Raw genomic sequence first — 12,411 nt, forward strand, 5'->3', positions numbered from 1 at the left:
TGTCGTCGTCCGGCCCTGCGCGCACTTGCGCGCCGGGACCGGGCGACCCAGTAAACGCCGGCCTGTGTGTACTGGGTCACCGGCTTTCGCGGGTGACGACAACCGAGAGGGACACAGCGCAGTGCTCGTCGGCTGCCTTGAAACTCAATCCCGTCTGAACACCACCGACGCCATCCATCCGGTCATCAGCGCCATGAAGACGGTGAACAGCCCGTAGACGAAGGCGTGCTGGCGCGCGGAATTGGCGACGAACTGCTCGAAGCCGACCTTGACGATGTCGAAGGCGGTATCAGCCTTGGTCACCAGCGCGCCCGCGGCGAACAGCTTGATTTCCACCTCATAGGTGCCGATCGGGACTTCGGCGGGCAGCGGAATGCCGGTGCGGAACAGGGTCGGGGTCAGGAACGTCACCGCCGAGGTGGCTTCGCGATACAGGCCGTGCTCGGTGCGCAGCCGCACATAGGCGCTGCGGAACGGGTCGGTGGCCACCACGTCGGCGTAGTCGGAGCCGACCCGCTGGGTCAGCAGGATATTGTTGAGCCCGAGCTGCTGGCGGCGCTGCACCTCCCGCGGCGCGATGGCGTCGAGCGGCCGGTTGGCGAACACCGCCAGATAGGTCGGCACCTGCAGGAACTGGCGCGAGTCGGTGTTGATCCAGATCCCGAACTTGCGTTCCTTGCGCCGGGTTACCAGATCGGCGCGCGGTCCGCTGACGGTCACCACCAGGTCGTAGTTGCCTGATTTGGCCGGGGTGCTGTCGTCCTTTTCCACCGAGCCGAACAGCACCAGTTCCTCGCCGGAATAGTTCGGCGTCACCGTGACCCGGTGGTTCGACACCGAAACGATCAGCCGCTCGGCGGCGGCCGGCGCGGAGATCGCGCTTCCTGCCAGCATGACGCAGGTCCACAGCAGGGCGGCGCGCATGCTCATCCCGCGCCTCCGGTCTCGCGGATGGTGAAGAGGTCGCCGGGCTGCACCACCAGCTCGATGGCAAAGCGGATGCCAACCATCAGGATCAGCAGGCCGAGCAGCAGCCGCAGATTCTCGCCGCGGATCTTCTGGCCGGCGCGGGCGCCGAACTGCGCCCCGGTGACGCCGCCGATCATCAGGATCAGCGCCAGTACGGCGTCGACCAGATGGTTAGTGACCGCATGCAGCACGGTGGCGAAGATCATGGTGACCAGCGTCAGCACCATGGAGGTGCCGATCACCGTAGAGGTCGGCACCCGCAGCAGGTAGATCATGATCGGAACCAGGATGAAGCCGCCGCCGACGCCCATCACCGTGCCGATGAAGCCGATCAGCAGGCCGACGACGATGACGGGGATCACCGACAGATAGATCTTGGAGCGTTTGAAGCGCATCTTCAGCGGCAGGCCGTGGATCCAGCCATGGCTGCCGGAGCGGCGCAGCGGCACGGCGACGCCGCGCCGCACCCGCAGGATGGCGCGCACGCCCTCCCAGAACATCAGCCCGCCTACCGTGGTCAGCAGCACCACGTAGGACAGCGCAATCATCAGGTCGAGCTGACCGAGTGCGCGCAGTACGGTGAAGAACCAGACGCCGAGTATGGTGCCGACAATGCCGCCGGACAGCAGCAGCAGCGCCAGCGCGGGATCGATGGCGCGGCGGCGCCAGTAGGTCAGGGCGCCGGAAAACGACGAGGCGGCCATGTGGCTGGTCACCGAGGCGACGGCGACCGCGGGGGCGATGCCGATGAAGATCAAGAGCGGCGTCATCAGGAAACCGCCGCCGATGCCGAACATGCCGGACACGAACCCGACCGCCGCGCCCATCGCGAGGACGAGAAACACGTTGACCGGGATGTCGGCGATCGGAAGGAAAAGCTGCACGCGCGTTCGCTTCGGATGTGGTCGTGAGCAGGGCTTGCGCCGCTCACAGCCTGTTTCTTGGTGGCGCGGGTCGCGCGCCGCGCTCCCTGCATAGACGAATTCGCCCGCTGGCGGGATTAAAGAATCCGTCGAAGGCGGGTTTCCGGCTCCGCTTCGTCAGGCAATTTCCAAGGTGGTGAATGATTCAGATTAACGCGCGGCTGTCGTCTCACGATCATTGGAAGATCTCCTGCTAGGCCGGCAGCAGACCAGCGTCCCGGTAGCTATCGATGGTCGCGTCATAGAGCGAGATGTCCGACCGGCTCCTCGCCATCAACTGGGCGCCGGCGACGGCGGCGAAGATGGCGCGCGCGCGCCGCTCGCTCTCGCCGGAACTGACCACGGCTGCAGCGGTCAGAACCCTGCCGAGCCAGGCAACATTCACGTCGGCAAAGCTCTGGATCTCCTTCCTCACCGCGTCGGGCAGGTCGTCAACTTCGGCGGCCATGAAGCTGCACAGGCACATGCGATTGTCGTTCGTCAGCGCCCTGCGGAACGTATCGGGATATCGGCGCAGGGCATCTGCCGGATCCGCGGATCCGGCCAGCAGAGCCTCAAGGGCCGCCGCTGTGTCCTGCCAATAGCGTTTTGCGACCGCTGCGCCGAGATCGGCCTTGCTCGGGAAGTGATGGTAGATGCTCGCGGCCTTGATGCCGACTTCTGCCGCGAGATCGCGAAAATTCAGGCCGCCGTAGCCGTGCGCCTGAGCAGTGCCTTTGGCTGCCGCCAGGATAGCTTCCTTGGAATTTGAACTCATGCCCAATCCTCAGTCTCATCATCTGTGCCTACCAAGTGATAGATAGGCGTTGACTGTCAGACTTCACAACCTTAAAACGATGCCTACCAACTGATAGGTAGGGAGAATGAAGGTGGATGCTGACATGGTCGATATCGGATCAACCAGACCCGCGGCGATGACGATTTACGACTGGCCAACCGGCCCCTATCCGGCGCGCGTTCGCATCGCGCTGGCCGAAAAGGACCTGCAATCGCGCGTCCGCTTTGTGACCGTCGACCTGTTCAAGGGCGAGCACAAGCAGCCAGAACATCTCGCCCGGAATTACTCGGGCACGCTGCCGGTGCTCGAACTCGACGACGGAACCTTCATCGGCGAATGCACGGCGATCACCGAATATCTCGATGCGCTCGATGGCGCTCCCACGCTCACCGGCCGGACTCCGCGGGAAAAGGGCATGATCCACATGATGAGCAAGCGCGCCGAGCTGGAGCTGCTCGACGCCGTCAGCGTCTATTTCCATCATGCGACGCGCGGGCTGGGACCCGCCGTCGAGGTCTATCAGAACGCCGAATGGGGTTTCCGTCAGCGCGACAAGGCGCTGAAAGGAATGCACTACTTCGACGGCATCCTGAGAACCCGGCCGTTCGTCGCCGGCGAGGTGTTCTCGATGGCCGACATCACGGTCATCGGCGGTCTGATCTTTGCGGACATTGTGAAGCTCCCAGTGCCGGCGGAGTGCGCAACTCTTCAAGCCTGGTACGCGCGGATGCAGGAGCGCCCCAGCGTCAGGAACCGGGTGACGATGTCAGAACCGGCCGAAGCCCCAGTTTGAGCGGCGCGCGGATCAGCGCGCCGCGCGCTTGCCCGGCGTCGGCCTGGCGCTGGTCTGGGCCGGCGCCGCATCCCAGCCGCCGGCCGGCGTCGCCACGTTGATGGCGTCGTCGGGTTGGCCTTCCGGCACGAAGGTCTGGACGGCCAGCCGGGCCGCTGCCAGCGACTGCGGATCGAGCCGCTTGGCGATGTCGTCGCGCTTGCGGCCGGAATCGGCGTCGCCCTGGGCTGCGGCCAGGCTGAACCACTTGAAGGATTCGGCGAGGTTCTGGTCGACGCCGATGCCGCGCGCATAGAGGATGCCGAGGTTGAACTGGCTGTCGGCGACGCCGCGCTCGGCGGCCTTGCGGAACCACTGCGACGCGCTCTTGTAGTTGGCGCCCTTGGTGCCGCCATCGGCCTCGAGCACGGCGAGATTGTGCATCGCCTTGGCGTTGCCGCGGTCGGCTGCCTGCATGTAGTAGCGCCGCGCGGTGTCGAGGTCCTTCTTCACGCTGAGGCCCTTTTCGTAGAGCGTTCCCAGCCGGAACATCGCCGGCACGACGCCGGCCTGCGCCGCGCGGTCGTACCATTTGGCGGCCTCGTCGTAGCTCTGCGGCACGCCCTTGCCCTCGGCATAGCGCACGCCGACCTCGTAGGCGGCGCTGGCGTCGCCCTTCAGCGCGGCGTTGCGCAGCGCCACGCCGCCGATGCCGTCGGGCAGCCGTTCGGCGGCGGGCACCGGCACGACGGAGAGCTTGTAATTGCTGGCCGGCAGCACCGGCGCGGCCTGCGGCACGGTGATCGAGCCGGTGACGTCGCCGGCATTGGCCAGCGCAGCGGGAGCGGTGTTCTGCGGCGCGGCGAGTTCGGCCACGAACGGAACCGGTGCGGCCTGCGGTGCCGAAGCCTGGGGCGCTGGCGCCTGCGGTGCCATCGACTGGCGGCCGATCGGGGTCGGCGAGGTCATCGCCGGCGTGGTCTGCGACGGCGTTGCGGGCCGTGCCTGGGCCGGGGGTTCGATCGGCTCGGGCGGGGTCGGCTGCATCGGCTGGCTGTTCTCGGCCACCGGGGCCGGTGCACTGCCGTCGAGCAGCGTCATGGCCACCTTGAACGAGCCGAGCACGATCACCACCACGCTGGCGCCGACCAGCAAGGAGCGGATCTTCGCGCTGATGGTCGAGGCGCTCTTGTCGCCGGCGGCAGTGTTCGTCGCCGACTTCGCCGCGGTCTTCGCGGCAGTCTTGGACTTGTCGCCTCCCGGGGCGGACGCGGCGGCTTGCGCGGCGCGGCGCGCGGCGGCGATGAAGCTCGATGCGGTGGCCTGCTCGCGGGCGCCGGACGACAATTCGCTGATCGCTTCTTCCGAAGCGGCGATGCGCTCCGACGGCGACGGCGCCGCGCTGCGGCCCTGCGGACGGGTGCCGGGCTCGAGCGGATAATCGGGCGGCAGATCGGGCGCGATCGCCGTGCGCGCGGGTGCCGTGCCCTTGCGCGGATCGAGGATGTCGCTGATCGCCTTGGGCACGAAGGACGGCGCCGGCTCGTGCGACACCGCTGTGGCGGCGAACTCGCGCGGCGCGGCGTCGAACTGCTTGCCCTGCGGCTTGCTCGGAGGCTGGGGCGCGGCCGGTGGCTGCGGCGGCCGCACCGGCATCGCGCTTTGCGCCGGGTTCTGCAACTCCGGCCGGGGCGGCGGCGGCACGATCGGCGCGGATGCGATCGGGGGAGATGCGGGCTGCGGCGCTGCGGCCGGCACGTGCGCCTGCGCCTGCGCGGTGACCGGCGCGGCGCGCACCGCGCGCAGGTCGCCTTCGATCATGGCGAGCCGATCGACCACATGGCCGAGGGTATTGTGGACGACTTCGAGCGAATCCTGGGTGTGCCGGTCGGTCTCGGTCTGGCTGAAGCGCATGTCGGACAGTTCGCGCTTGATGGTGTCGACCAGCGCGGGATCCATCGACGGGCCGCTGCTGCGGCTGTCGACCAGTGCGCCGAAGGCGGTCTGTTGCTTCTCGAGGTGGCGCAGGATGTCCTGCAGCCCGTCCTCGACGCGGCCGAGATTGCCGGAGCGGTTGTCGGCGGCGTGCTCGAGCCGCTCGAGCAGATAGGACACGCGCTGTTCGAGATGCGCGAAAGTCGACGAACTGTCGTTGCCGACCGACAGATTGTCGAGCCGGTCGCTCAGCGCGCGCAACGCGGCTTCGAGCTGATCGGAGCTCGGCGTCGCCACCGGACGGTCGCGGTTTTCCAGCGTCGTGGTCAGCGTCGCAATGCGCGCCTCCAGGGCGGCGAAGGACTCGCTGTGATTGTCTGCCTGGGCGATCTGGTCGACCTTCGCCGACAGCTTCTGCACGTCGTCGCTGACCCGGGCCAGCGCCTCGTTGGAGGCGACGTTGGATACGATGGCGCGCAGCGCGGCGATGGCGCTGTCGAGCTGCTGCAGCGTGCCGGGATCGTCGCTGGAGCGCACGATCAGGTCGATCTTGGTGCCGAGGTTGCGGATCGTCTCGTCGAAACCGGCGAGCTGTTCGGCGGGCGTCAGGGTGCGCAGCGTCTGATAGATGTCGGCGAGCGCGCGCTCGAGGCCGGCCAGCGCCTGGCCGTTCATGCCGCTGTGCTTGCTGTCGTCGATGCGGCGGCCGAGCGAGCGGATCTCATTCTCGAGGGATTCGATGGCGCGGCGCGGCAGCGCTTCGGTGATGACGTTGCGGATCTCGGCCAGCTCGGAGCGGAATACGGCGATCGATTGCTCGACGGCGTTGTCCGGACGCTGCAGCGCCTCGATCTTGCTGGTGATCTGCGACGGCTGCCGTTCCAGGCCGGACATGTCGGGGGCGGGGGCCTGCACCACGGGCGCCGGCGCGGGTGCCGGCATCTGCGGCGCCGCGGCCGGAGCCGCCGGCGGTGCCATCGGCGCGTGGCGCGGCGCGGAAATGCGCTCGGAAGCGCCGTCGAGCTCGTGCTGGCGGGCGGCGATTTCGGCGATGGCGAAATCCAGCGAAGGCGTCAGCGGTGGCGAAGCTTCATAGGGCGGCGCAGCTTCATAGGCCGGCAGGCTGTAGGGCGGGCTGTTGTAGACCTGTGCGGCGGCGCGCTCGACCATGTCGGCGGTGCGCGGCGCCTCCTGCATCAGCGGGGCCGGCGCCGGGCTGCCGATTTGCGACAGCCGGGCGTCGAGCCGGGAAATGGCATCGTTGAGTTGCCGTGCCACGCCGGGTTCGCCGCGGACCGCGGGGCGGGACATCTGGTCGATCTGTCGGGTGATGGAGTCCAGTCGCTGGTGGATTTCAGCAACGTCCTGCACGTCGCGCTCCGGCAGCGGCGGACGGGCGGCCTGGCGCGGCGCTTCGCTGCGGCCATGCGGATGGGGTGACGTGTAATTCGCCGAGGACTCACCGATGGTCGAGTTCAGCCAGTCGCCCAGCGACATGCCGGCCCGTCGTGCGGCGGCTTCAGCCCGCTCCCGCACGGTCGGCTCGATACCTTCAACACTCCACGATACGCGCGAATTCATGCTTTCGTCCGGTTCCGAGCCTGGCGCAACTGCACCCGAGGCCTTCCCGCGCGTCCCACTCGACCGAGACAATCGAAAGCGGCGCAGGTCGTCTGCCTCTCGCTTCGACTTTTTCGTGTTACGGTAAATAACGGGTTAAGGAACTCGTCCGCAGGGCGCGAAAGTTAATCCGCGCCGGCCGACGAGGATTTAGCGCGTGAACAGCGCGCTGAGGTCGTCGATGTCGGCCTCCGTGATGGCGGTGTGTGCCTGGTGCATGACCGCGGGCTGGCCGATATAGGCCCAGTAGATGAACTCGGCGCGCGGCATCGCCCTTCGGACCTCAACCCCGGATTCGGTCAGCAGTTTGGCAATATAGGCCACACGCTGCACATCGACGGAGGCCACGACCGCTGCCGCCGACGCGTCGGCCGTCGCCCACGACCGGATGGCCCGGTCGAGGCTGCGATCCTCCTCGAAAGCGAGCCGCATCAAGGCCGTCAGCCGCGCCGGACCGGTGATGGTGGCATCGATGTCGCGAATCACCTGTTCGCCGGCGCGTACCGCCCACTCCCGCAACAGGGTCTGGCGGTAGTCGTCTATGTCCTTGAAATGCCAATAGAAGCTGCCGCGGGACACGTTCAGCCCGGCGGCCAGCGCGCCGACTTTCAGGGCACTCTCGCCCTGACCGGCCAGCGTTCGCAGGCCGTGCTTGATCCAGTCCGTTATGGTCAGCCGATCTTTCACGGCGTCACCATACACATATGTATTGACGGCAGCTACCCGTCGCGGATAGTTTTCCATGCAGGGATGTATGGAAGCGACAAAGGGTGCTGGCGATGACCGGACTCGACAGGTGGTACGCCTACATGCGCGAGCACGATCGCGCCGCGCTGTGGGATCTGCTGCATCCTGACGCGGTGTTCGAGAGCCCCGTCGTACATACGCCGCAACGCGGCCGTGATATCGTCTTCAAATATCTCGTCAGTGCCGAGCAAGTGCTGGGCGGTCCCGGCTTCGCCTATCGCGGCGAGTGGCGCAACGACACCGGCGTCGTCCTGGAATTCGATACCAAGCTCGAAGGCATCGCGATCAATGGCGCCGACATCATCACCTTCGATGGCGACGGCCGCATCACGCACTTCAAAGTCATGGTGCGCCCACTCAAGGCCATCAACCTTCTGCACCGCCTGATGGGCGAACAGCTTGCCCGCCAGCCAGCGATTTCCACTTAAGGATCCCCCATGCCCAGCTACAAAGCCCCCCTCGAAGACGTTGGTTTCCTGCTCAACGACGTATTCCAGTTCGATCGCTATAATAACCTGCCGGGATTCTCCGACGCCTCCGCCGATGTTCGCGAAGCGATCCTGCAGGAAGCGGCGAAACTCAGCGAGCAGGTGCTGCAACCGCTCAACCGCGTCGGCGATCTCGAAGGCTGCGTTCGCCACGACGATGGCAGCGTGACCACGCCGAAGGGTTTCAAGCATGCCTACAACCAGGTGACCGAGAGCGGCTGGCTCGGCCTGTCGGCGCCGGTGGAATATGGCGGTCAGGGCCTGCCGGTGGCGCTGTCGCAGGCGGTCAACGAATTCCAGTGCTCCGCCAACATGGCGTTCTCGATGTATGGCGGCCTTACCATGGGCGCCACCGCGGCGCTGGTGGTGCATGGCCGGCCGGAGCAGAAGGCGATCTTCCTGCCCAAGATGGTGTCCGGCGAATGGACCGGCACCATGAACCTGACCGAACCGCATTGCGGCACCGATCTCGGTCTGTTGCGCACCAAGGCGGTGAAGCAGGACGACGGCAGCTACAAGATCTCCGGCACCAAGATCTTCATCTCGGCCGGCGAGCATGACCTGGCCGACAACATCATCCATCTGGTGCTGGCGCGTATCGAGGGCGCACCGGCCGGCATCAAGGGCGTGTCGCTGTTCGTGGTGCCCAAGGTTCTGGTCAATGCCGACGGCTCATTGGGTGCGCGCAACGGTGTGTCGTGCGGCTCGATCGAGCACAAGATGGGCATTCACGGCAATTCCACCTGCGTGATGAACTACGACAACGCCCAGGGCTGGCTGATCGGTGAAGAGAACAAGGGCATGCAGGGTATGTTCGTGATGATGAACGAGGCCCGGCTCGGCGTCGCCGTGCAGGGCCTCGCGCAGTCCGAGGTCGCCTACCAGAACGCCGTGGCCTATGCGAAGGATCGCCTGCAGGGCCGCTCGCTGACCGGGCCGAAGGCGCCGGACAAGCCGGCCGATCCGATCATCGTGCATCCCGACGTGCGCCGCACGCTGTTGACCATCCGCGCCTTCAACGAGGCGGCGCGCGCCATGGTGGTGTGGACCGCGCTGAAGAGCGACGTCGCGCATCGCTCCGACGACGCCAAGGAGCGTCAGGCCGCCGACGACCATCTGGGCCTGATGACCCCGGTGCTGAAGGGCGTGCTCACCGATGGCGGCTTCGCCAATGCGGTCTCGGCGCAGCAGATGTTCGGCGGCCATGGTTATATCGCCGAATGGGGCATGGAGCAGTTCGTGCGCGATGCCCGCATCGCCATGATCTATGAGGGCGCCAACGGCATCCAGGCACTCGACCTGGTGGGTCGCAAGCTGCCACGCGACGGTGGCCGTGCTGCCATGGCCTTCTTCGGCGAGGTCGCCGCGTTTGCCAAGGAGCATGGCGGCGACGAGGCGATGAAGCCCTATGTCGATCCGCTCTCGGGCGCGCTCGGCCACTTGCAGCAGGCGACCATGTGGCTGATGAACAACGCCATGATGAAGCCCGACAATGCCGGCGCCGGCGCCACCGATTACATGCAGCTGTTCGGCCTCACCGCCTTCGCCTATATGTGGGCGAAGATGGCCAAGGTCGCGCAGGACAAGATTGCCGCCTCGGGTGCGACGCCTTATCTCACGACCAAGCTTGTCACCGGCCGCTTCTTCATGGAACGGATGCTGCCGGAAACTTCGGTCCACCTCGGGCGCGTCCAGACCGGTGCCGCGACGACCATGGAATTGCCGGCGGAGGCGTTCTAACGATTACGCTCTGCTCTCGAAGACACACTCAGACTGTCATCCCCGCGCATGCGGGGATCCAGTATACTCCGGTGGCAGAGATTAGATCGCGAACCACAGCGTTTACTGGGTCGCCCGGTCCTAGCGCGCAAATTGCGCGCTTGGCCGGGTAACGACAGTGAGTTTGAAGAAATCGCGTAAGTGAACATCACGACCTGAATAAAAGGGAGACCCCATGCCCGAGGCCTATATCTACGATCACGTGCGCACCCCGCGCGGCCGCGGCAAGGCCGACGGCGCGCTGCATGAAGTGACCGCGCTGGCGCTGGCCACCGCGCCGCTGAAGGCGCTGAAGGCACGCAACAACCTGCAGCCCCACGTCATCGACGACGTGATCCTCGGCTGCGTCGATCCGGTCGGCGAGGCCGGCGGCGACATCGCCCGCATGGCGGCGCTGTCGGCGGGCTACGGCAACGACGTGCCTGGCATCCAGGTCAACCGCTTCTGCGCCTCCGGCCTCGACGCGGTGAATTTCGCCGCTGCGCAGGTGATGTCGGGCCAGCACGCCATGACCATCGGCGGCGGCGCCGAATCGATGAGCCGCGTCGGCCTCGGCGCCTCCGGCGGCGCCTGGCCAGTAGATCCGTCCATCGCCGTGCCGGCTTACTTCATGCCGCAGGGCATCTCCGCCGACCTGATTGCCACCAAATACGGTTTCTCCCGCGACGACGTCGATGCCTATGCGGTGCAGAGCCAGCAGCGCTCCGCCAAATCCTGGGACGAAGGCCGCTTCGACAAGTCGGTGATCCCCGTCAAGGATATCAACGGCCTGACCATTCTGGCCAAGGACGAGCACATGCGGCCGTCGACGACGATGCAGTCGCTGGCGGCACTGCAGCCGTCCTTCGTGGCGATGGCCCAGATGGGCGGCTTCGATGCGGTGGCGATCCAGTCGCATCCGGAAATCGAGAAGCTGAACTACGTGCACCACGCCGGCAACTCGTCGGGCATCGTCGACGGCGCGGCAGCGGTGCTGCTCGGTAGCAAGGAAGCCGGCGAAAAAGCTGGCCTTAAGCCGCGCGCAAAAATCCGCGCCTTCGCCAATATCGGCTCCGAGCCGGCGATGATGCTGACCGGTCCGGTGGATGTGACGAAGAAGGTGCTGGAACGCTCCGGCATGAAGCTCGAGGACATCGATCTGTTCGAGCTCAACGAGGCCTTCGCCTCGGTGGTGCTGCGCTTCATGCAGGCGTTCGAGATCGACAACGACAAGATCAACGTCTGCGGCGGCGCCATCGCCCTCGGTCATCCGCTCGGCGCCACCGGCGCCATGATCCTCGGCACCGTGCTCGACGAACTCGAACGCACCGGCAAGTCCACCGCGTTGGTGACCCTCTGCATTGGCGGCGGCATGGGAACGGCCACCATCATCGAGCGGGTGTAGGTCTCTTCCTTCCCCTCCCCCTTGTGGGGGAGGGTGGATCGAAGCCCGCGAAGCGGGTTCGAGACGGGAGAGGGGCTACTTCTGCTAAGCGTGTTGCTCTCCCTCTCCCGCCTTCGCTCCGCTCAGGCACCCTCTCCCGCTGCGCGCAGCTTCGCTGCGCTGGGGGAGAGGGGAAGAAAGATCAACTCACATTGCGGATCATCATGGGCCCATCGATCAACGGCACATCGGGCAGCCTCATCAAAGCAGGCTTGGCGAAATGATAGCCCTGGAACAGCGAGATGCCGGCAGCGCGCAGCACGGTCAGTTCAAGGTCGTTCTCGACACCTTCGCCGAGCACGGCGATGTCGAGCTCGCGCGCGATGCCTACGATGCCGGCGACGATCGCCTGCTTGGCGCGGCTGAGATGAATGTCGCGCAGCAGTTCCATGTCGATCTTGATCAGGTCCGGCTGCATCCGCGACAGCAGGCTGAGCCCGGCATAGCCGGCGCCGAAATCATCCAGTGCGGTCCAGATGCCGAATTTGCGATAGGTCTCGACAATTTTCCGCACATGGGCGGCATCTTCTATCCGCTCGTTCTCGGTGAACTCGAACATCAGGTTATGGTGCGGAAAGTCGACGCGTTCGGCCGCTGCGAGCGATTTCTGAATGCAGGCGGTCGGCTCGTAGACCGCGTTCGGCATGAAGTTGATCGCCAGCCGAAGGTCGCGTCCCGCATACAAATCACCGGCCGTCTCGATCGCCATCACCCGGGCCGCCTGATCGAAGCGGTAGCGGTTGTCGTGGGTGACCTGGTCGAGAATCGAATAGGCGGACTCGCCGTTGACGCCGCGCACCAGCGCCTCGTAGCCCCAGACCCGGTTGGCCTTGAGATCGACGATCGGCTGGAATGCCATCTTGAACGCGAATGGAAGCGTGAAGTCGTCGCGACATCCGGCACACACGTTGCCCATGAAGTATACCTGTCAGAGAGTGTTCCTCTCTGGATAGGCTCGATCAATTGAGTAGTCGTTA

General features: G+C 65.9%; 10 protein-coding genes. 4 read left to right on the forward strand and 6 right to left on the reverse strand.

Annotation, left to right across the window (positions count from 1 at the left end; genetic code table 11):
- Window positions 1-144: 144 nt before the first annotated feature.
- The 3 genes from ACUXVA_RS08345 to ACUXVA_RS08355 all read right to left on the reverse strand — a co-directional run bounded on the left by ACUXVA_RS08345 (window position 145) and on the right by ACUXVA_RS08355 (window position 2,649).
- Complete coding sequence (locus ACUXVA_RS08345; RefSeq protein ID WP_265083877.1) at window positions 145-924, reverse strand: TIGR02186 family protein; 780 nt, start codon at window positions 922-924, stop codon at window positions 145-147.
- A 2-nt stretch (window positions 925-926) separates the two neighbouring features.
- Window positions 927-1,853, reverse strand: coding sequence for a sulfite exporter TauE/SafE family protein (locus ACUXVA_RS08350; protein ID WP_445491621.1), 927 nt, complete (start codon window positions 1,851-1,853; stop codon window positions 927-929).
- A gap of 232 nt (window positions 1,854-2,085) precedes the next feature.
- Window positions 2,086-2,649 (reverse strand): TetR/AcrR family transcriptional regulator, encoded by a 564-nt coding sequence (locus ACUXVA_RS08355; protein WP_265080729.1) that lies wholly within the window; start codon window positions 2,647-2,649, stop codon window positions 2,086-2,088.
- Window positions 2,650-2,806: 157 nt separating this feature from the next.
- Here ACUXVA_RS08355 and ACUXVA_RS08360 point away from each other — a divergent pair, with 157 nt between their 5' ends.
- Entirely contained in the window at window positions 2,807-3,463 is a 657-nt protein-coding gene (locus tag ACUXVA_RS08360; RefSeq protein ID WP_265083875.1) for a glutathione S-transferase, read from the forward strand.
- A gap of 12 nt (window positions 3,464-3,475) precedes the next feature.
- Here ACUXVA_RS08360 and ACUXVA_RS08365 read toward each other — a convergent pair whose 3' ends face one another.
- Both ACUXVA_RS08365 and ACUXVA_RS08370 read right to left on the reverse strand, forming a co-directional pair.
- Complete coding sequence (locus ACUXVA_RS08365; RefSeq protein ID WP_445491623.1) at window positions 3,476-6,958, reverse strand: hypothetical protein; 3,483 nt, start codon at window positions 6,956-6,958, stop codon at window positions 3,476-3,478.
- Between the two features lie 189 nt (window positions 6,959-7,147).
- Complete coding sequence (locus ACUXVA_RS08370) at window positions 7,148-7,684, reverse strand: TetR/AcrR family transcriptional regulator (RefSeq protein WP_265080728.1); 537 nt, start codon at window positions 7,682-7,684, stop codon at window positions 7,148-7,150.
- Window positions 7,685-7,776: 92 nt separating this feature from the next.
- On the opposite strand from ACUXVA_RS08370, the gene ACUXVA_RS08375 reads away from it, so the two are divergent.
- From ACUXVA_RS08375 to ACUXVA_RS08385, 3 genes are all read left to right on the forward strand, one after another.
- On the forward strand, window positions 7,777-8,172 hold the full coding sequence (locus ACUXVA_RS08375) for a nuclear transport factor 2 family protein (protein ID WP_265083874.1): 396 nt from the start codon (window positions 7,777-7,779) through the stop codon (window positions 8,170-8,172).
- Window positions 8,173-8,181: 9 nt separating this feature from the next.
- On the forward strand, window positions 8,182-9,972 hold the full coding sequence (locus tag ACUXVA_RS08380) for an acyl-CoA dehydrogenase C-terminal domain-containing protein (RefSeq protein ID WP_445491625.1): 1,791 nt from the start codon (window positions 8,182-8,184) through the stop codon (window positions 9,970-9,972).
- A 214-nt stretch (window positions 9,973-10,186) separates the two neighbouring features.
- On the forward strand, window positions 10,187-11,395 hold the full coding sequence (locus ACUXVA_RS08385) for an acetyl-CoA C-acetyltransferase (RefSeq protein ID WP_265080727.1): 1,209 nt from the start codon (window positions 10,187-10,189) through the stop codon (window positions 11,393-11,395).
- Window positions 11,396-11,576: 181 nt separating this feature from the next.
- On the opposite strand, the gene ACUXVA_RS08390 is transcribed toward ACUXVA_RS08385, so the two are convergent.
- Entirely contained in the window at window positions 11,577-12,350 is a 774-nt protein-coding gene (locus tag ACUXVA_RS08390) for an EAL domain-containing protein (RefSeq protein WP_265080726.1), read from the reverse strand.
- Between the last annotated feature and the right edge of the window lie 61 nt (window positions 12,351-12,411).

Source organism: Rhodopseudomonas sp. RCAM05734 (genome assembly GCF_052658035.1).